Genomic DNA, 20,173 nt, shown 5'->3' on the forward strand with positions numbered 1-20,173 from the left:
CCGATGAGCGATCTGATCACCGATGCTAATCTGCCCGACCCGGATGGATTTTACGCCGAGCTTCTGGCCGCACATGACGGCCTGAGCGAAGCGGAAAGCGCCGCCTTCAACGCCCGCCTGATCCTGCTTTTGGCCAATCATATTGGTGACCGATCAGTGTTGGCGCAGGCATTGGCAGCCGCAGGGCACAACGAAACCTAATCCGCCAAGCGCTGAGCCGCGCATCGCCGAGCCGACGGGACGGCTCGGCGATGCACGGCGGCCTTCGGCCTTGATTCCGCGTGGGGAGAGCCGGAGAGTTGCAAACTTGCTTTATGACGGCAGCCGGCTTTGTGAACCGGATGCAATCCTTGAAAGCAGAACGGCGACGAGTGGCAGTGCGATCAGCGCCGACGCAAGCAACATATCAGGCACCACGAACGCAGTATAAAAAATCGAGGCGCAATCAAGGCTGGCAATAAACAGTACCGCGCAGGTCACAGCGATACAGACCCACAGAGACATGCGCTCGTAAAAGGCGACACTACGGCTCACGCGCAGCACGCGCAAAGACATCGGCACGACGAAAATAACGAACACAAAGATCATGACGTTATCATCGCTGCCAGAGCTTAGCAGGTTGCGGCAATAGAATGGGCCGGTCTCACCCGGCGCAGCCAATCCCAAAGACAATTCTTCATAACGCAAGCCAATGTAGACCAGCCAAGCCAGCAGCATCAGATACAGGGATTTCAGGGCAGAGTGTTTGGCCATGGTATCAGTCTAGCAAATCGCAGGCGCGGAACGCACGCTCCGAATTTGCACGCCGGTTTTGGGTCAAGAAAAAAGGGCGCTCGAAAGAACGCCCTTCTTATAAACTTCCTGTCGGCCTCAGCCCTTTTGCAGCACGCGCCGACCAAGCAGTTCGGCAATCTGCACGGCGTTCAGGGCTGCACCCTTGCGCAGGTTGTCGCTGACACACCAGAGGTTCAGGCCGTTCTCGATCGTGGAATCCTGGCGGATGCGGCTGATGAAGGTGGCATAGTCGCCAACGCATTCGACGGGCGTGGCATAGCCACCATCCTCGCGCTTATCGATGATCATGATGCCAGGGGCTGCACGCAGGATCTCTCGCGCCTCATCGTCGTCAAGGAAATCCTCGAACTCAATGTTCACCGCTTCGGAATGGCCGACAAAAACCGGGACGCGCACGCATGTTGCGGTTACCTTGATGGCGGGATCGACGATCTTTTTCGTCTCGGCCACCATTTTCCATTCTTCCTTGGTCTCACCTGAATCCATGAAGACGTCGATATGCGGGATCACGTTAAAGGCGATCTGCTTGGTGAATGTTGCGGGGTCTTTCTCCTGACCGGGGACATACATGCCCTTGGTCTGGTCCCACAACTCGTCCATGCCGCCTTTGCCTGCGCCGGACACCGACTGATAGGTTGACACAATGACACGCTTGATCCGTGCGCGGTCATGCAAAGGTTTCAGTGCCACGACCATCTGTGCGGTCGAACAATTCGGGTTCGCGATGATGTTCTTTTTCGCATATCCGTCAATCGCGTCCGGGTTCACCTCTGGCACGATCAACGGCACATCGGGATCGTAGCGATACAACGACGAGTTATCGATCACCACGCACCCTGCCTTGGCGGCCTTGGGTGCGTATGTCTTGGTCGCCTCGGACCCGATGGCGAACAGGGCGATATCCCAGCCGGTGAAGTCGAACGTATCCAGATCGCCCGTCTTCAAAGTCGTGTCCCCGAACGAGCATTCCGTGCCAAGCGACTTGCGGCTGGCAAGTGCTGCGATCTCATCCACGGGGAACTGGCGTTCGGCCAGGATATTGAGCATTTCGCGCCCGACATTCCCGGTCGCACCAGCGACGACGACTTTGTAACCCACTGTTCTTCTCCTGATCTGGGGTTTGAACCTCTGGCTCAATACAGCCGACCCATTGCCATGGAAAGGGCAAAAGAACGCCCAAGCTATGAAAAGGGGATATCAATGCTTTCAAGATTCATGATCAAAAGCGCAGCTTTCTTCGCATTCGCCGTTCTGGGCGCACACTCAGCACAGGCCGCTGCGGTGCGGATCGAATGCCCGCTGCAGAAGGTCCGGACCGAGATCACCTCGCCCCTGCCATCGGGCTGGTGGCAGACGCCGCAGGTCGGCAGCCTGCAGGAAACCCGCATCGACAATATCGGCGGCGACAAGACGCTGATGTGCGGCTACTGGGCCTTTGGCAAGACCGTTTACATCATGCAGAAGGCGCCTGCCTCGATGCAGTGCCGCAAGGATGCCCGCGGATTTAGCTGCCAGAGCGCTGGTGTGGTCAGCAATGCACCGCGCACCCACTCCACAGGCGGCGTTGACCTGAAACAGACCTGGATCGTGGATCTGGACAATGGCAGCGTTGGCGGCAATGGCGGCGGCGGTGACATCTGGTTTCAGGCCAAGACCGCAACTGCGCGCTACCTGACACCGCGGAACGGCGCACGGATCGCCGTAGCGGGCAGTGGCTCGGTCGGATTGTCGGGATGTCGCAATGCGGGTTACACCGCCAACCCCATCGGCATCCCTCCGGTTGGAACCTATGTCTGTGTGCGGACCTCTGAAGGTCGCTATTCACAGTTCCGCATCAATGCTGGCCCTGGCCGCAGCCCGGGTTTGCTGAAGATCGGCTACACCACCTGGGCAAACTAAGTCCTGCAACCAGCCGTTGGGCGTGACCCAACGGCCACAGATATTGCGGCGCACGGCGATGTGATGGAGCCGATGCGCCGCAATTCCTATATTTCAGGTTGTGAAGGAGGGACCCGTCCCATGCGAAAGACCCTGAAAGCCCTTGCTGCCTTTAGTTTTCTGGCAATGCCCGCTCTGGCTGGCGCGCCGGAAATCGTGAATGCCGCGGCCCAGAAAGTTGGGGACAACTGGCGATTCGATGTGACGGTACGCCATGCAGACACTGGCTGGGATCACTATGCCGATGGTTGGACGGTCTATGCCCCCGACGGAACCGAGCTAGGGTATCGCAAGCTTTTGCACCCGCATGAGAGCGAGCAGCCCTTCACCCGGTCATTGGGCGGTGTGCGCATCCCGAACGGGGTGACGCAGGTAAAAATCCGGGCGCATGACAATGTGCATGGTGACGGGCCGATGTTCACGCTGACCTTGCCGTAGGGTCATCCAGCGGCGCAGGCCGTTTCAGTCGCGCGCGTAGATATCTTCGTAGCGCACAATGTCATCCTCGCCGACATAGGACCCGGTCTGGACCTCTATCAGCACCATATCGACCTTGCCGGGGTTTTCCATGCGGTGAACCGCGCCAACGGGAATGTAAACTGATTGGTTTTCCGTGATCAGCTTGACCTCGTCATCAATGGTGACCTTGGCGGTGCCTTCAACAACGATCCAGTGTTCGGAGCGGTGGAAATGGCTTTGCAGGCTGAGTGAGGCACCGGGATGAACCACAATGCGTTTCACCTGGAACCGGTCGCCAACGATCAGGCTTTCGAAAAAGCCCCAGGGGCGATGATCGCGGGGAAACTGCTGGGCCTGGGTAGACCCCTTTTCTTTCAGCGCTGTCACCGCCAGCTTGACGTCCTGCGCGCGGTTGCGATCTGCGACCAGAACCGCGTCGGGCATGGCGATGGCAATAATGTCGGTCAGACCGATGCCCACCAACTCCTGACCGCTACTTTCGGCCCTTAACAACGTGTCTTTGCAGTCAATCGACGTTGCCGGGCCCGCCGTTACGACCCCATCCGGGCCGGGCGCGTTCTCTCGCCAGACCGCATCCCAACCGCCAAGATCGGACCACATGCCGGAAAACGGCACGACCGCCAGATTTTCGGCGCGCTCCATCACAGCGTAGTCAATTGAGATATCCTCGGCCTTGGACCAGGGGTCCGGGGCAAGGCGCAGAAAACCAAGATCGACCTTCGCCTCTGACAGGGCGGTTTGAACGGGTTCGATCAATTGCGGCGCATGGGTTTCGAAGGCTGCGATGACATCGCGGGCGGCAAACAGGAAAATCCCGGCATTCCACAGGAAATGACCGGCTTGCAGCATCTTCTGGGCTGTCTCGGCATCCGGTTTTTCAACAAAACGGGTCAGTTCTACCGCGCTGGCCGACCCGTCCGGCACCGCCGCCAGTTCCAGATAGCCATAGCCGGTTTCCGGGCGATCCGGGGCAATACCAAAGGTGACAAGCTTGCCCTCTTTTGCCGCTTCAAGACCATGTGACACCGCCTGATGGAACGCCGCATTGTCCGGGATCACGTGATCTGACGGGGCCACCAGAAGCAAGGCGTCTAGGTCATCTGCAGCGACATGCAAAGCAGCCGCCAAAACGGCGGGTGCGGTATTTCGTCCCTCAGGCTCGATCAGGATGGTACCGGGATCGATGCCCGCACCGGTCAGCTGTTCGGTCACGATAAATCGAAAATCGGCGTTGGTCAGCACCACGGGGGCGGCGAAATTCAGCCCATTCGCAGACCCGGAAAGCCGCCGGGCGGAGGCTTGAAACAGCGTTTCTTCGCCCAACAGGCGCGAAAATTGCTTGGGGTAGCTTTTGCGCGATAGCGGCCAAAGCCGGGTGCCAGAGCCGCCAGCCAGCAGAACAGGCGTTATTGTGGGCATTTTTTCGTCCAACTCCCCTGACTGTGTTCGGAAATCTTGTCCGAAACCTTGCAATCGAAATACCTGCGGCCCAGCTTTATGACAAGCGTCAGTGCTATTGCACCTGCAATCCCCCCTCTGCTAGGGAGGTTGTAAGAAATTGTAAGAATACGTGAACCAGGGACCTTCCGAACATGACCGACCGCCCAACCAGCATCGACTTTGACGGCCTGATGCAATGCGCCCGAGGCGAAATGTTTGGCCCTGGCAACCCTCAGCTGCCTGCACCGCCAATGCTGATGATGGACCGGATCACCGAAATTTCGGACGATGGCGGCGAACACGGCAAGGGCCACGTGGTTGCAGAGTTCGAAATCAAACCCGACCTGTGGTTTTTTGAATGCCATTTCCTGGGGGACCCGGTGATGCCCGGCTGTCTGGGTCTGGACGGGCTGTGGCAACTGACCGGTTTCAATCTGGGCTGGCGCGGGATGCAGGGCAAAGGCCGCGCGCTGGGTGTGGGCGAGGTAAAGCTGACCGCGATGGTCACACCAGACACCAAACTGCTGACATACAATGTCGATTTCACCCGCGTTATCGACCGCAAGCTGAAGATGGGTGTCGCCAACGGCACAGTCATGGCGGATGGAGAGATCGCCTATACCGTCACAGATATGCGCGTCGGGCTGTTCCAGGAATAAGGAGGGCAAGGCGATGCGTCGTGTCGTGATCACCGGGATGGGCATCGTCTCATCCATCGGAAATTCACCCGAAGAGGTCACCCAATCCCTGAAAGAGGGGCGTTCAGGCATTTCCTTTGCCCCGGATTATGCAGAGCATGGGTTTCGCAGTCAGGTACATGGGCGTCCGGAAATCGACCTCGCCGCACATATCGACAAGCGCAACCTGCGGTTCATGGGCGATGGTGCGGCCTATAATTTTATCGCGATGCAACAAGCCGTGGCCGATAGCGGGCTAAGAGATGATGAAGTGTCTAACGAACGCACAGGGCTGGTGATGGGCTCTGGTGGTCCATCGACTAAGAACCTGTTTCAGGCGCATCAGATCGTGCTTGAAAAAGGCTCGCCCAAGCGCATGGGGCCGTTCATGGTTACCCGCGGCATGTCCTCGACCAATTCGGCTTGTCTGGCGACGCCATTCAAGATCAAGGGTGTAAACTATTCCATCACCTCTGCCTGTTCGACGTCGGCCCATTGTATCGGCAATGGGGTCGAACAGATCCAGATGGGTAAACAGGACATCGTCTTTGCAGGCGGCGGCGAAGAACTGGATTGGACCCTGTCCTGCCTGTTTGATGCCATGGGCGCGATGAGTTCGAAATTCAACGACACACCTGCCGTCGCATCCCGCGCCTATGATGCCAGCCGCGATGGTTTCGTTATTGCTGGCGGCGGCGGTGTCGTGGTGCTGGAAGAACTGGAACACGCCAAGGCGCGCGGCGCGAAGATCTATGCCGAGGTTACCGGATATGCGGCCACCTCGGACGGGTATGATATGGTTGCACCTTCGGGCGAAGGCGGCGAACGTTCGATGCGACTGGCCCTCGGCCAGATTGGCGAACGAAAGGTCACTTACGTGAATTCGCACGGCACCTCGACCCCGGTTGGGGACATCCCCGAGATCGTGGCACTGCGCAATATCTTTGGCACCGGCAACACGCCGCCCGTATCCTCCACCAAGTCGCTGACCGGTCATTCACTGGGCGCAACCGGTGTGCAGGAGGCGATTTATTGCATCCTTATGCTGCAAAATAGCTTTGTTGCCGCTTCGGCACATATTGACGAACCGGACCCGGAATTGAACCCTGGGGAGGTGGTTATGCAACGTATGGATAACGTCGAGCATGACACGTTGATGAGCAACTCCTTCGGCTTTGGTGGCACAAACGCCACTTTGGCCCTGTCGAAATATCAGGATTAACCCGATGACACAGCTGATGCAGGGAAAACGCGGCCTGATTATGGGCGTGGCCAATGAGAAATCCATCGCCTGGGGCATTGCCAAAACCCTGGCCGAACATGGCGCAGAGCTGGCCTTCACCTATCAGGGCGAGCATTTCGAAAAGCGCGTGCTGCCCTTGGCTGAGGGCATCGGGTCACAAATCATTCTGCCTGCGGATGTGCTGGACGAGGGATCTCTGGATCGTCTGTTCGAAAGTCTGGCAAGCGAATGGGGTAGCATCGACTTTCTGGTGCACGCCATTGCCTATTCCGACAAAGAGGAACTGACCGGCCGGTTCGTAAACACCACACGGCGCAATTTCAGCCGGTCGATGGAAATCTCGTGCTATTCGCTGGTCGATCTGACCCGGCGCGCCGCCCCTTTGATGAAAGACGGCGGATCCATCGTCACACTATCCTATATCGGCGCGCAACGGGTGACCCCTAATTACAACGTAATGGGTGTGGCCAAGGCGGCGCTGGAAAGCTCGGTCCGGTATCTGGCCAATGATCTGGGGCCGGACCATATTCGGGTTAACGCGATTTCAGCAGGGCCGATGCGGACCTTGGCTGGTGCGGCCATCGGCGGCGCGCGCCGCATGTTCCGCCATTGCGAAGAAAACGCGCCACTGCGCACCAACGGCACGCTAGAGGCGGTTGGCGGCACCGCGCTTTATCTGCTTTCGAACCTCGGGGCCTGTACCACCGGTGAATGCCTGTTCGTCGATGGCGGCTACCACGCGGTCGGCATGCCGCAGGTCGATAACCTGTAGGGCCGTCTTCGCGTTAGTCTTTGACTGCGAAGCCATGCCGCACCCCTGCAGGGCAAATATTCGCGAAACCGTCACATCTCTGTTCAATAAGGCGCGTCTTATCCCTGCAGCATTCTAGGGAGCCGCTGATGTTTTCGCTGCAGGGACAGAAAGCCCTGATTGTGGGTATCGCCAACGATCATTCCATCGCCTGGGGGTGCGCCAAGGCCTTTCATGCGATGGGGGCCGATCTGGCGATTACCTATCTGAACGACAAGGCAGAACCCTATGTCCGGCCCCTGGCTGAGCAGCTTGGCGCGGACATAGTGATGCCGTTGGATGTCGCAAAACCGGGCCAGCTGGAGGCGGTATTTGACGAGATCACCACCCGTTGGGGGCGGCTGGACACAGTCCTGCACTCCATCGCCTTTGCACCAAAGGATGATCTGCATGGCCGGGTCATTGACTGTTCCGCCGATGGTTTTGGTCTGGCAATGGATATCTCGGTACATTCTTTCCTGCGCATGATCCGGCTGGCCGAACCGTTGATGCCTCGGGGCGGCACCTGCCTGTCTGTGTCGTTCTTCGGCGCGTCGCGCATGGTCCGGCATTACAACATGATGGGTCCGGTCAAGGCGGCATTGGAAAGTGCCGTTCGTTATGCCGCCGCGGAACTGGGCGAAAAGGGCATCAGCGTGCATGCCCTGTCGCCCGGACCCATGGCAACGCGTGCCGCCTCCGGCATTGACCATTTCGATGAGTTGCTGGCCACCGCAACAAAGCGCGCGCCCACCCATACCTTGGCGACCATCGAGGATGTCGGCGCGATGGCCGCTTTCCTGGCCTCGCGTGAGGCCAGAAACATGACTGGCGGCGTTCATGACATTGACGGCGGCTTTTCAATCACCGCCTGAGGAGGCCTGATATGGCAAATCTCTATGATATTTTCGACCTGACGCAGCAGCCCCGGGTGACGAGCGGCGAAAGCGATACGATGACCAAGTTTCAGGCGGCGCTTGCGCAGAGGTCGGATGAATTCGCTGCGATGGGGACAACCGGCGATATCCTTGCCACGGCCTTTGGTCGCCACGGCCAGCGCATTCTTGAGACCCATTCGGTACGCGCAAAGCAGGGGCTGGCCGATCTGGCGGCCCTGACAAGCGATCTGGCAGACGCGCGCACCGATCGCAGCCTGCCAAAGCAATGGAGCAGCTATCTGCAGGATGCCGCAGAACGCATGGTGCTGACCCTTGATATCCTGCGCCAGCGCGGCGACATGTTTCTTGAGCATGAGGCCGCTGGCTGTCCCCCGGTGCTGGCCTATGACTATGAGACCGTCATGGACGGGGCTGATCTGCCTTATCCGTCGAACTATATGTTGCTACGCATCATCCCGCCCAAAGGGGTGAAGGTGCTGGACTGGAAACGCCCTTATATCATCATCGACCCGCGCGCCGGGCACGGGCCGGGCATTGGCGGCTTCAAACGTGACAGTCAGGTCGGCGTTGCCCTGCGCGATGGTCATCCGGTCTATTTCGTTGCCTTCCGGCGGGAACCGGAGCCGGGGCAGTATATTTCCTATGTCACACGGTCCGAAGCCGCCTTTGTGCGCGAGGTGATGCGCCGCCACCCCGATGCCGCCATGCCGGTGATCACCGGCAACTGTCAGGGCGGTTGGGCCACACTGCTGCTGGCGGCGACCAATCCTGATCTGGCCGGTCCGGTCGTGATCAATGGCGCCCCGGTCGCGCCATGGTCGGGCGAGGTGGGTGAAAATCCAATGCGCTACAATGCCGGTGTGACGGGCGGCACCTGGATACCCATGGCGCTGTCCGATATCGGCGGCGGCATCTTTGACGGCGCGCATCTGGTGCAGAATTTCGAGATGTTGAACCCCGGTCGCACGCTGTTCCGCAAATATACCGATCTGTTCCGGGACGCCGACACCGCCGCCGACCGGTTTTTGGAATTCGAACGCTGGTGGGGCGGGTTCTTTCTGCTGAACGAGGCGGAAATCCGTTGGATCGTCGAACAGCTTTTCGTCGGCAACCGGCTGGTCAAGAACGAAGCGCGGCTTGAACCCGGCCGTCCCATCGACCTGAAAGCGATCCGCGCCCCGATCATCGTTTTTGCCAGCCATGGCGACAACATCACCCCACCCCAGCAGGCGCTGAACTGGATCACCGAGACCTATGCCGATGTGAATGAAATCCGCATCCGGGGTCAGCGCATCATCTATATGGTGCATGAAGAAGTTGGGCATCTGGGGATATTTGTGTCCTCAAAGATCGCCAAAAAGGAACATTCAGAGGTCGCCTCGACCCTGAAAACCATCGAGGCGCTCGCGCCGGGCCTTTACGAAATGACCATCGAGGAGGTGGACGAAAGGGACGGGCACAAGCACTTTACCGTTGGCTTTGCCGAGCGCGGTTTTGACGACATTCGCGCGCTGGATGACGGGTTCGAGGATGAGCAGGCCTTTGCCGCCGTCGCCCGCGCCTCGGAGGTGCAGGCACAGCTTTATGATACGCTACTGCGGCCCGCGGTTCAGAGCATGGTCACCGAAACCGGGGCCGAGATGTCGCGCGCCCTGCATCCTCAGCGTCTGACGCGGGCGCTTATGGCCTCGCGCAATCCGCTTATGAAGCCGCTAGAGGCGGCGGCGAAGACCGTGACCGAAAACCGGACCCGGGCCGAACCTGACAATCCGTTTCTGGCGGCGGAGGCGCTGTGGGTGCAATCGGTGGAACAGGCCATCGATTTCTGGCGCGACACCCGCGACATGCTGACCGAGATGACCTTCTACAGCAGCTGGATGACCCCATGGATGCGCCATTTCGGGCGCAGTCACGAGGCCCGCCGCACCCTGAAAAACGCCGATGAGCTGCGCGCCCTACCCGAAGTGGCACAAGCGCTATACAGCATCGGACGCGGCGGGTTTGTCGAGGCGGTGATCCGCATGCTGGTGCTGCTGGCCGACAATCGCGGCAATGTGCGGCGTGATCGTCTGGAACGGGCCAGCCGGGTTCTGACGCAGGATGAGCCGTTCCGCTCGCTTGGGGCGGATCGGCGCGCTATGATCATCCACAATCAGACCCTGATCGCGACCTACGAACCGGAGCGTGCCATCGACACCCTGCCTGATCTGCTGCCTGACCCGGAAGAACGCGCGCTGGCCGCGCGGGTGGTCCGCTATGTGCCCGGCCCGGTGGCAGAGATGTCACCCGAGACGCAGGCGCTGCTGCAACGGTTTCATAACGTGTTGGGCCTGCCGCCGGTTGCCGAAGATGTGACCGAGGACCCTTTGGCCGCAGCGACGGTCCCTGCCAAAGCCGCTGATACCTTGCCCCCGGACGTGCCATCCGCGACAGAGGCCGCTAAAAAGCCAACACCGCGCTGCCGCGCCAATGGCGCCGCACGGTCCGGACGCAAACCGCAAGCGAATGATGCGACATGAAACTGGTGAACCGCACCTTTGATGAACTGCAGCCCGGCGACGTGGCCGAACTGGACCGGCTGGTCACGCTGGATGATCTTTGCATCTTTGCCACGGCGTCGGGGAATTTTAATCCGATGCACCTGCCGCATGAGGACGGGGATGGCGATGGGGCGGTGGAAAACGTCGCGCCGGGGATGTTTGTCGCCTCGTTGATATCGGCGGTTCTGGGCACGCGCTTGCCGGGGCCTGGCACACTTTATCGTCGTCAGAGCCTTGAGTTTCATGGCCGGGTCCTTGCCGGCGAAGATCTGATCTGCCGTGTCGAGGTGCTGGAAAAGCTGGATGACGGCGGTGTGCGCCTGTCGACGGAGGTCCGGCGCAAGACCGACGACACGCTGGTCCTGTCCGGGCAGGCCGAAGTAACAGCCCCGACCGCCCATTTTGATCGCAGCGATATTGAGGTGCCGGGCCTTGTCGTGCAGCGCCATCGCCATTTTGATGCGCTTCTGGACCGCGCGCGCCCGCTGCCACCCCTGCCCACTGCGGTGGTGGCCCCGGATGACCCCAAATCCCTTGGCGGCGCGCTGCTGGCCGCCCGGGAAAGCCTGATCGTGCCGATCCTTGTCGGGCGGGCCGAGGGTATCCGCGCGGCGGCCGACGAGGCCGGGTTGGATATCTCGGAATTTGAGCTGGTCAACGTGCCGGGCGGCGACAAGCTGGCCGCCGCCAAAGCCTGCGATCTGGTGCATGAAGGACGCGCAGCGGCTTTGATGAAGGGTCATCTGCATACCGATGATCTGCTGGTCCCCATGCTGGACAAGGCCAAAGGTCTGCGGATCGGGCGGCGTTTCACCCATGTGTTTGTGATGGACGTGCCCGGACAGGCGGCCCCGGTGATGGTCACCGATGCCGCGATCAACATCGCCCCGGACCTGATGACAAAGGCGGATATCATCCAGAACGCTATTGATCTGGCCCTGTCGCTGGATATGGAACCGCGCGTCGGAATCCTGTCTGCGGTCGAAACGGTGACCCCCTCGATCCAGTCCTCTATCGATGCTGCCGCGCTGTCAAAGATGGCGGATCGCGGTCAGATCAAGGGCGGGCTGGTGGATGGTCCGCTGGCGATGGACAACGCCATTGATCGTTCTGCCGCTAAGACCAAGGGGCTTGGCGGGCAGGTTGCCGGGCGGGCCAATATTCTGGTGGTGCCGGGCATTGATGCGGGCAACATGCTGGCCAAGCAGCTGTCCTTTGTCAGCCATGCCGAGGGGGCGGGGCTGGTGCTGGGCGCCAAGGTACCGGTTGTTCTCAACTCCCGCTCCGATAGCAAGAAATCGCGGCTGGCCTCCTGCGCTGTTGCGGCGATTCACCACGCGCGGCAAACCGGGATCGAGGTATGACCGGCGCGATCCTGACGCTGAATGCCGGGTCGTCCTCGTTGAAAGCAGCTGTCTACGCGATCACGGCAGATGAGCCGACCCTGCTGGCCAGTGGCCAGGCCGACCGGATCGGTCCCGACGGGGCGCTGCGCCTGAAACGGGCCGATGGGCAGGGGATCGAGGCTGCGGGCGGCGCGCTGAACACTCATGCGGAAGCGTTGCGAACCCTTTTGGCCAGCCTGCAGGCGGCGTTTCCCAGGCTGGAGTTCCAGGCAATCGGCCACCGCGTTGTCCATGGCGGCGCGGTTTATGACGCACCGGTTGTCCTGACGGATGATATCCTTGCAGATCTGGACCGCCTATCCCCCTTTGCCCCTTTGCATCAGCCGCATAATCTGGCCGGTATCCGCGCCGCGATGGATGCCTTTCCCGGCGTGCCGCAGGTTGCCTGTTTTGACACGGCTTTCCACCGCAGCCATCCGTTCGTGAACGATACCTTCGCCCTGCCCCGCAGCTACTATGAGAAGGGCGTGCGCCGCTATGGGTTTCACGGGCTAAGCTATGACTATATCAGCGGCGAGTTGGCCCGGCGTGATCCGGCGCTCGCCGAAGGCCGGGTCGTGGTCGCCCATCTGGGCAACGGGGCATCGATCTGCGCGATGCGTGATGGGGCCTCTGTCGCTTCGACCATGGGGTTTTCGGCGCTGGACGGGCTGCCGATGGGAACACGCTGCGGACAGCTTGACCCCGGCGTGGTGCTTTACCTGATAACCGAGGAAGGGTTGGATGCAGACGCCATTTCCGACCTGCTTTACAAACGCTCCGGTCTGCTGGGCCTTTCGGGCCTGTCCAATGACATGCGCGAATTGGAAGCCTCTGCGACGCCGGAGGCCAAACAGGCCATCGCCTATTTTACCTTCCGCATCCGGCGCGAACTTGGTGCAATGGCCGCGGCCCTTGAGGGCCTTGATGCGCTGGTCTTCTGCGGCGGCATTGGCGAAAACTCAGCCCGCATCCGGCAAGAGGTCTGCGCCCCGATGGCCTGGATGGGGATCACCTGCGATGCAGAGGCGAATGCGCAGAATGCGGTCGTTATATCGACTGCGGACGCACCGGTCAGGGTCATGGTCATCCCGACCGATGAGGAACGGGTCATCGCAAGGGCAACCGTGAACCTGATCTGACATGTTCCCGGCCCATTTACGGCCCACCGACAGCGCGGCGTGCCGTTTTATTGCGCTAAAGCGTCATGCGAAAAACCTGAATCATCTAACGCTGCCTGAAATCAGAGATTTCAACGCGTTAGATGATGCCTGATGTCTCAAGTATTTCGCGAGACGCTATAGCTTCAGCCCTTGATGATGCGGCGACGCAGCCAGCCGGACAGGGTATCCATCAGCATCACAGTCAGAACCGTCAGCAGCATGTAATACGATACCTCTTCCCAGTCCTTCTGCGTGTTGATCGCCTGAACCAGCATAAGGCCAATACCACCGCCCACCAACGCCCCGATCACCGTGGCAGAGCGGGTGTTGGATTCCAGATAGTACAGCAGCTGCGACAGGATCACTGGCGCGACCTGCGGGATAACACCAAAGCGCATGCGTTGCGGTGCGTTGGCACCGGTGGATTGCACGCCCTCGACCTGTTTGTCGTCGATATTCTCCAGCGCTTCCGAGAAGGTTTTGCCGAAGGTGCCGGTATCGGTCATCAGAATGGCCAGTGATCCGGTCAGCGGACCGGGCCCAAACGCGCGGGACAGGATGACGGTCCAGATCAGCCCATCAACCCCGCGGAACAGGTCAAATAGCCGCCGCAGACCAAAGCGCAGCGTGCGCGCCGGCGCAAAGTTCGAGGCGGCAAAAAACGCAAGCGGCAGCGCAATCAGCCCGGCACCCATCGTGCCAAGAAACGCCATCAGCACCGTTTCGCCCATGGCCCAGGCCACTTCGGAATGCCGCCACATCTTGTTGGTCCAGAAATCCCCGGCCATGGCGGCAATATTCGACCGCTCAGGATCAACACGATCACCGCTAAAGGCCATCCCAGCCAGTTCAAGGAAGGATTTTCCATAGAACGGGCTGTCGAGGGTGAAAAAGAACAGCTCCCACCCGAACTGATAGCGGAAAGTCTCGGTCTTGGCCGGGGTCATAGAGAACCGCCAGCCACCTTTGTTGATACTGATTCGGTTACTTGCCAGGTTCATCCATTCCGGCACCTCTTTCCCATCCGGCAGGGTCGCGACGATCTTGCGGCCATCCAGTGCCACAGTCATCACCCCAAAATCCGGGATGGTCAGCAGGGCCGAGCCATCCGCAAGATACCGCACCTCGGCATCGCCTTGCAGATCAATCCGGGTTTCTGTCCCCATCTCGACCCATTCCGGGCCCGTGCCATCGGGATATTCGGCTTTGCGCTCCCCCTCAATCGAGGCCAGCACGTCGCCCGAGCGGTTGTTGCGGGTGATATGGGTCTTGTAGGACCAGAAATCACCCAGCAGGACCGCCGCATTATCAGGGCGCGCGCGTGACGCCAGCCCCGCCACATCAAAGGCGAAGAAGATATAGACCAGATACAAAAGGACAAAACCGGGCACCGCCAGCGATACCCATTTGCGCCGCGCAAAGGACCGCGTCAGCGCAGCCTGAAGTTGCGATGTGTCGGATTCTGCCATGCTCATTGCTGCATGTTTCCTTTCACCAGCCGCGCCCGGGCAACGGACGAGAAATGGTCGACGATGATGATGGTCAGCAGCAACAGGGCAAAGATCGCAACGACCTGATCATACTTGCCCTGCCCCCATTGCAGCGCCGTCTTAAGGTCATAGCCAATCCCGCCGGAGCCGACAAAACCCAAAATGGCGGAGGCGCGGATATTGATCTCGAACCGCAGCAATGCGTAGCTTGACCAGTTGGGCGCAACCTGCGGGAACACGCCGAACCACATCCGCTGCACCCAGTTGGCACCGGTGGAGGCGAGGCCCTCGACAGGCTTGATATCCGCATTCTCGGCCGCTTCGGAAAACAGTTTGCCCAGTGCGCCTGTGGTGTGAAAAGCGATGGCGATCATCGCGGGCACCGGCCCGGCGCCAAGCAGAAAGATCAGCACAAGGGCGATCACAATCTCTGGGACGGCGCGCATGATGTCCATCGTCCGGCGAAACACCGGGATCAACCTGGGCCACAGCGCCAGACCACGGGTCGATAGAAAGGACAGCACCATCGCCAGTAATGTGCCGAACAGGGTCGAGACCGCTGCAATGTTCAGTGTCTCGATCAGCGATGGTAGGAATTCTATGAACAGACCCGGCAGATTTCGCCAATTCGTGAATGCCTCGGAAAAGATCTCGGCAGGGAAGTCAAAGATCCGATGCAGGCCCTGAAAAAAACCACCGGCATTGCGGTCATTGGCAACCTGAAAGCCGCCGATCATCAACACGATGAAAAGCGCCAGAAGGATACCGCCATAGAGGCGCTTGCGGCGGACCATTGACAGGTAAACTGCCGTATCCGGTGATGTGGCTAGGGTCATAGGAGGTCAGTTCGGTAAGGGGCCGGGGGCAGGCAGATTGCCCCCGGCCATTGGTTGGATCAGGAGCCGGATTTGATCTTCTGACGACGGACTTCGATGATGGTCTCGTAGTAGTCGTGCGTGATCGGCAGGAAGCCAGCGGTGTCACCGGCAGCAACGCCATATGCACAATCGGCGTCTTTTTCCTTCAGACCGGCCATCAGGGCGGTCATCTTGACTTTAACGTCTTCCGGCAGGGCCTTGCGCAGAACGATCGGACCTTCAGGGATCGGCTTGGAGCGCCAGATTTCAACCAGATCGTTCATGTCGACCAGACCGGCATCAACCGCTTTGCGCAGCGCGCCCGAGTTGTAGCCGTCTTCCCAGTTACCCTGGCCGTCGGCCCAGGTCACACCGCCGTCGATGTCGCCGTTGTTGACTGCAACGATGGTTTGCTCGTGACCGCCGGTGAATTTGACTTCCCCGAAATAGTCGCCGCTTTCCATGGTCTTGCCGGTCAGCTGCGGGATCTCAACCGACGGGATCAGGTAGCCGGAGGTGGAGTTCGGGTCACCGAAACCGAAGGACTTGCCAGCCATGTCTTCCAGCGAGTTGATGTTGCGATCTTTGCGGGCAAAACCGATGGAATGGTAGGTGTAGGACCCATCCAGGTTCGCCTTCACCAGCACAGGCTCAACCGCGTCTGCATCGGTCAGGTAGATTTTGGCATAACCGGACGCGCCCAGCCATGCCATGTCGATGGTGCCGCCCAGCAGGCCCTGGATCACGCCGTCATAGTCAGCCGGGGCGAACAGTTTAACGGGCACACCCAGCTCTTCCTCGGTGTATTTGCGCAGGCACTCGTTCGAGTTCATGCGGTCCTGAGCGTTTTCACCGCCAAGGATGCCGATGTTAAAGCCAGTGATGTCCTGGGCGGCAGCGGCACCGGCAAATACGGTGGTCGCGGCCAGAATTGCGAGCAGTTTGTTCATGTTCGTCTCCAAGTTAGGGGGCCTGCCACGGTGGCATCGCCCCATGGCTACTCAGTCGCCCGCCAGGGCCACTTCGTATTCTTCTTCGGGTTCAAGCGAGGACAGCTCGGTCGAGGTTGCGGCCTCGCTAAAGCTGTCATCAGCCCCATAGATGTCGCGGGCGGCCCCGGCGGTCAGTTGATCAGGCGTGCCGTCAAATACGACCACACCATCGCGCATACCGATCACCCGGTCGCAATAGCGACGGGCAGTATCCAGTGTGTGCAGGTTGGCGATCACCATTCGGCCGTCTTCGGTCTGGATACGCTTCAGCGTGTCCATGACGATCTGGGCATTCATCGGGTCGAGCGAGGCAATGGGTTCATCGGCCAGAATGATCTTGGGATCCTGCATCAGCGCCCGGGCAATCGCCACACGTTGCTGCTGGCCACCGGACAGCGCCTCGGCCCGTTTGGCGGCCTGCTCGGCCACGCCAAGCCGGTCGAGAATTTCAAACGCGCGGGTGATATCCGCCTCGGACCAGAGGTTGAACATGGTTGTCATGGTGGACCGGCGGCCCAGCAAGCCATGCAATACGTTCGACGCCACATCCATGCGCGGCACAAGGTTGAACTGCTGAAACACCATGGCACATTGGTTTTGCCATTGGCGTTTCGCAGCACCTTTCAGGGCCAGGATATCTGTCCCGTCGACATTCATCTGCCCCGAGCTGGCATCCGACAGCCGGTTGATCATCCGCAAAAGCGTGGATTTGCCTGCACCGGACCGTCCGATTATACCAACAAACCCGGCATCGCCGAGTGAAAGTGAAATGTTGTCGACCGCGGCTTTGTTGCCGAAAATCTTGCTTACGCTGACGATGTCAAACTGCATTAAATCCTCATGAGTTCAGAGGGCGTTTAGGGGCGCTGTGTGACGGAACGTCTGAGGTTTTGCGAAATTATTGCGTCGAATATGTAACGCTTTGATGACAGGAGCAGCCGCGTGCGGATACGATAGCAAGGCGATGTACGTCATCGGCCTAACCCTGCATGACCGGGTTCGACCAGGCTCGCCGCCTGGCAGCGTCAACCACGGTGACCCTGAGCCAGGGTGACCCCTCAGTCTTACCTAACGGCACTTCGGTTCTTGTCATCGCCACGCCATGAACGACGCTAGAGGCCGTTCCATGCCCCTGCAGCATCACCGAACAAACCGCAGAGCTTTCGACGATCACCGCTTCATCCGTGATTTCGATATGATGCAGGTCCGGCCCCTGCGAGGCATAGAAATCCCCCCGCTTCAGCGCGGCCAGAAGGGCATCCGGCGCATTCTCTTCCACCTTAACCATCACCCAGCCACCGAAATGGTCAGCGGCATGGAAATGCGCGTCATCCGTGGCGATGGCGCATAGGTTCCGCCCCTCGGACAGCAGCAGGTCAAGAATATGCCCGCCATCGGCGCGGTCACAGTTTACGGCACAGGTATGGTTGTAGATCTCAACCGCATGGGCCGCGTCAATGCTGCGCGCATCCTCCAACGTCAGGCCGGACCAATGCGGATGCGCAACCGCGACAAACGCCCCGGCATCCCGCGCCCGCGCAGCCAGCGCCGGACCGCTTTCCTGATCATCGACGGGATAAAACTCAGGCGTATTCGACGGCGCAAAATCCGGCGGCAACCCGACGGCCAGAATGTGCCACAACTCCCCATTTTCCATCGCGCCGGAATGCAGTTCTGCGCCCAGAATTGTGGTGAAGCGATCATCGCGGAATAGCTGTGTATCTGTGATCGGATAGTCATAGCGACCGACAAAGTGGTCTGTCAGGGCGATAAAGTCGTACCCCTCAGCCTTATAGCGGCGGCACACTTCCTCTGGCTCTAGGGCGCCATCGGATTTATTCGAATGTGTATGCAGGTTTCCGCGATAGAACTGACCGGGGGCGGAAAATGCGGACGGGATCATGGGAAAGCTCCGGCTTGATTTGCACTAAGCCCTTAAGGTCCACCGGCAACGGATTTGTGACAGTTGATGTGGCAAAACGCTGGTTTTTAACTGCTGCAAACTTCAGCGAAGCTTCATGCAGCTGTCATCATACGGATTCAATTCTTCCAGAGGGTCCGCCGGGTATCGTATCCAGCTAAAGAGGCCTCCTGATGAAAATCCGCCATTCTCTTGCCGCCGGTGTTGTCGCGCTTGGTGCCGCCGCCGCTCAACCCGTTCTGGCCGAAGAAGTCATTCTCGACCTGTGGTCGCGCGCCGACCGCTCCGGCCCCCTGCGAGCAGGGAACATCGTCAGCACCGCTGATCAGCTGAACCGGTATTTCGAGGCCGCTGGCTCCGACACAAGGGTCTCAATCAATCTGATCGAAACCAACGCCAAAGGCTTTGACGCCGACGCGCTTGAGCTGTTGAAAGCGCATTCGGTTGGGGAAACGCCTGACATCGTGGTCGCGGCGCATGAATGGATCGGCTCTTTTGTTGAGGCAGGGCTTGCCGCCAATCTAGAAGATCACATTGCAGCCAACGAAGCAATGTATGCCGACATGATCCCGGCGCTTTGGAACTCGGTGAAATATAAGGGCGAACGCTACGGCATCCCCCAGGATTCCGAGGTCCGTATGTTCTTTGCGAACAACGACATTCTGCGTGCCATGGGCAAGGATGAGGCCTTTATCGCCAGCCTGCCGGAAAAGGTAAACACCGGTGAGTTCACCATGTATGACTGGTGCGATCTGGCCGCCGAAGCCGTCGAAAGCGGTGCCGCCAAATACGGCTGGGTCCACCGCCCGAATGTTGGCCCGGATTTCCAGATGGCCATGGCGAGCTTTGGCATCGACATCTACAATGACGACGAAGCCAAGCTGCAGATCACCAAATCCGGTCTGACCGAATACTACACCTGGCTGAAGCACTGCGTCGATAACGGCTCTCTGCCTGCCGACATGACCACCTGGAGCTGGGATTCGACCCACGCTGCCTTCCGCTCGGGCGAGGCTTTGGGCAAGTTCCACGGCATCTGGAACGTCGGCGCACAGCTTGAGGCCTTTGGCCTGGAAGGCAAAGACGACTATTTCAAAAAGCTGACATGGATCAATGCTCCGGCTGGGGAAAAGGGCGGCGAGCCGAAGAACCTGTCGCACCCGATTGTCTATATCGTTGGCGATACCGAGCATAAGGATCTGGCCGCCCTGCTGGTCGCCATGGCCAGCCAGCATGTGCCCAACACGGCCCACGCCGTCGGCACTAACCACACGCCGATCAATTACGGCCAGACCGCCATGCCTGAGTTTCAGGAAAAGGGCTGGGCGCTGATTGCTGGCACGCCGATGCTGAAATATGCGGAGTTCATGCCGAACCACGCCAAGATCGGCCAGTATAACGCTATCACCTATACCGGTGTTCAGGCGGTTGAAACCGGCGAAATGACCCCGGAAGAAGCGGCCGAAATGGTCATCGAAGAGCTTGAGGTCGAGCTTGGCGATGACGTGATCATCACCGACTGATCTTTCATACAAAATGGACCCGCCCCGGTGTGCTGAACCG

At 59.6% G+C, this 20,173-nt stretch carries 19 protein-coding genes; 11 read left to right on the forward strand and 8 right to left on the reverse strand.

All coding sequences use genetic code 11. From position 1 onward, the window contains the following. The first annotated feature begins 3 nt into the window (after positions 1 to 3). Positions 4 to 201, forward strand: a complete 198-nt coding sequence (locus tag ACW9UQ_RS11130; RefSeq protein WP_458931088.1) for a DUF2783 domain-containing protein — start codon at positions 4 to 6, stop codon at positions 199 to 201. A 111-nt stretch (positions 202 to 312) separates the two neighbouring features. On the opposite strand, the gene ACW9UQ_RS11135 is transcribed toward ACW9UQ_RS11130, so the two are convergent. Together ACW9UQ_RS11135 and ACW9UQ_RS11140 are read right to left on the reverse strand one after the other, a co-directional pair. Then, complete coding sequence (locus ACW9UQ_RS11135; protein WP_458931089.1) at positions 313 to 717, reverse strand: hypothetical protein; 405 nt, start codon at positions 715 to 717, stop codon at positions 313 to 315. Positions 718 to 870: 153 nt separating this feature from the next. After that, a complete protein-coding gene (locus ACW9UQ_RS11140; protein WP_458931090.1) occupies positions 871 to 1,893 on the reverse strand; it encodes an aspartate-semialdehyde dehydrogenase in 1,023 nt (340 codons plus the stop codon). Positions 1,894 to 1,995: 102 nt separating this feature from the next. Here ACW9UQ_RS11140 and ACW9UQ_RS11145 point away from each other — a divergent pair, with 102 nt between their 5' ends. Both ACW9UQ_RS11145 and ACW9UQ_RS11150 read left to right on the forward strand, forming a co-directional pair. Beyond that, positions 1,996 to 2,694, forward strand: a complete 699-nt coding sequence (locus ACW9UQ_RS11145; protein ID WP_458931091.1) for a hypothetical protein — start codon at positions 1,996 to 1,998, stop codon at positions 2,692 to 2,694. Positions 2,695 to 2,814: 120 nt separating this feature from the next. Then, complete coding sequence (locus ACW9UQ_RS11150) at positions 2,815 to 3,171, forward strand: hypothetical protein (protein ID WP_458931092.1); 357 nt, start codon at positions 2,815 to 2,817, stop codon at positions 3,169 to 3,171. A gap of 24 nt (positions 3,172 to 3,195) precedes the next feature. Here ACW9UQ_RS11150 and ACW9UQ_RS11155 read toward each other — a convergent pair whose 3' ends face one another. Continuing rightward, the gene (locus ACW9UQ_RS11155) at positions 3,196 to 4,632 is read right to left on the reverse strand and encodes a mannose-1-phosphate guanylyltransferase/mannose-6-phosphate isomerase (RefSeq protein WP_458931093.1); all 1,437 of its coding nucleotides are present in this window, start codon (positions 4,630 to 4,632) and stop codon (positions 3,196 to 3,198) included. Between the two features lie 173 nt (positions 4,633 to 4,805). On the opposite strand from ACW9UQ_RS11155, the gene fabA reads away from it, so the two are divergent. The 7 genes from fabA (at position 4,806) to ACW9UQ_RS11190 (ending at position 13,329) form a co-directional block, all read left to right on the forward strand. Continuing rightward, the gene (gene fabA, locus ACW9UQ_RS11160) at positions 4,806 to 5,312 is read left to right on the forward strand and encodes a bifunctional 3-hydroxydecanoyl-ACP dehydratase/trans-2-decenoyl-ACP isomerase (RefSeq protein ID WP_458931094.1); all 507 of its coding nucleotides are present in this window, start codon (positions 4,806 to 4,808) and stop codon (positions 5,310 to 5,312) included. Between the two features lie 13 nt (positions 5,313 to 5,325). Continuing rightward, positions 5,326 to 6,552 carry a beta-ketoacyl-ACP synthase I gene (fabB, locus tag ACW9UQ_RS11165; protein ID WP_458931095.1) on the forward strand — a complete coding sequence of 409 codons (1,227 nt, stop codon included), beginning with the start codon at positions 5,326 to 5,328 and terminating at the stop codon, positions 6,550 to 6,552. A gap of 4 nt (positions 6,553 to 6,556) precedes the next feature. Next, on the forward strand, positions 6,557 to 7,345 hold the full coding sequence (locus ACW9UQ_RS11170) for an enoyl-ACP reductase FabI (RefSeq protein ID WP_458931096.1): 789 nt from the start codon (positions 6,557 to 6,559) through the stop codon (positions 7,343 to 7,345). Between the two features lie 128 nt (positions 7,346 to 7,473). Further along, positions 7,474 to 8,238, forward strand: coding sequence for an enoyl-ACP reductase FabI (gene fabI, locus ACW9UQ_RS11175; protein ID WP_458931097.1), 765 nt, complete (start codon positions 7,474 to 7,476; stop codon positions 8,236 to 8,238). 11 nt (positions 8,239 to 8,249) lie between these two features. After that, positions 8,250 to 10,781 carry a DUF3141 domain-containing protein gene (locus ACW9UQ_RS11180; protein WP_458931098.1) on the forward strand — a complete coding sequence of 844 codons (2,532 nt, stop codon included), beginning with the start codon at positions 8,250 to 8,252 and terminating at the stop codon, positions 10,779 to 10,781. Then, complete coding sequence (locus ACW9UQ_RS11185) at positions 10,778 to 12,166, forward strand: bifunctional enoyl-CoA hydratase/phosphate acetyltransferase (protein WP_458931099.1); 1,389 nt, start codon at positions 10,778 to 10,780, stop codon at positions 12,164 to 12,166. The genes ACW9UQ_RS11180 and ACW9UQ_RS11185 overlap by 4 nt, the downstream gene beginning before the upstream one ends. Beyond that, the gene (locus ACW9UQ_RS11190; protein WP_458931100.1) at positions 12,163 to 13,329 is read left to right on the forward strand and encodes an acetate/propionate family kinase; all 1,167 of its coding nucleotides are present in this window, start codon (positions 12,163 to 12,165) and stop codon (positions 13,327 to 13,329) included. Before ACW9UQ_RS11185 ends, ACW9UQ_RS11190 begins: the two co-directional genes overlap by 4 nt. Before the next feature lie 164 nt (positions 13,330 to 13,493). Here ACW9UQ_RS11190 and phnE (ACW9UQ_RS11195) read toward each other — a convergent pair whose 3' ends face one another. The 5 genes from phnE (ACW9UQ_RS11195) to ACW9UQ_RS11215 all read right to left on the reverse strand — a co-directional run bounded on the left by phnE (ACW9UQ_RS11195) (position 13,494) and on the right by ACW9UQ_RS11215 (position 18,592). Further along, complete coding sequence (gene phnE, locus ACW9UQ_RS11195) at positions 13,494 to 14,825, reverse strand: phosphonate ABC transporter, permease protein PhnE (protein ID WP_458931101.1); 1,332 nt, start codon at positions 14,823 to 14,825, stop codon at positions 13,494 to 13,496. Further along, positions 14,822 to 15,676, reverse strand: coding sequence for a phosphonate ABC transporter, permease protein PhnE (phnE, locus tag ACW9UQ_RS11200; protein ID WP_458931102.1), 855 nt, complete (start codon positions 15,674 to 15,676; stop codon positions 14,822 to 14,824). The genes phnE (ACW9UQ_RS11195) and phnE (ACW9UQ_RS11200) overlap by 4 nt, the downstream gene beginning before the upstream one ends. 59 nt (positions 15,677 to 15,735) lie before the next feature. Continuing rightward, entirely contained in the window at positions 15,736 to 16,647 is a 912-nt protein-coding gene (gene phnD / locus ACW9UQ_RS11205) for a phosphonate ABC transporter substrate-binding protein (RefSeq protein ID WP_458931103.1), read from the reverse strand. A 51-nt stretch (positions 16,648 to 16,698) separates the two neighbouring features. Continuing rightward, positions 16,699 to 17,520, reverse strand: a complete 822-nt coding sequence (gene phnC, locus ACW9UQ_RS11210) for a phosphonate ABC transporter ATP-binding protein (RefSeq protein WP_458931104.1) — start codon at positions 17,518 to 17,520, stop codon at positions 16,699 to 16,701. 148 nt (positions 17,521 to 17,668) lie between these two features. Further along, positions 17,669 to 18,592 (reverse strand): PHP domain-containing protein, encoded by a 924-nt coding sequence (locus ACW9UQ_RS11215; protein ID WP_458931105.1) that lies wholly within the window; start codon positions 18,590 to 18,592, stop codon positions 17,669 to 17,671. A gap of 191 nt (positions 18,593 to 18,783) precedes the next feature. On the opposite strand from ACW9UQ_RS11215, the gene ACW9UQ_RS11220 reads away from it, so the two are divergent. Beyond that, positions 18,784 to 20,133 carry an ABC transporter substrate-binding protein gene (locus ACW9UQ_RS11220; RefSeq protein ID WP_458931106.1) on the forward strand — a complete coding sequence of 450 codons (1,350 nt, stop codon included), beginning with the start codon at positions 18,784 to 18,786 and terminating at the stop codon, positions 20,131 to 20,133. Positions 20,134 to 20,173: the final 40 nt, after the last annotated feature.

Source organism: Halovulum sp. GXIMD14793 (assembly GCF_054457435.1).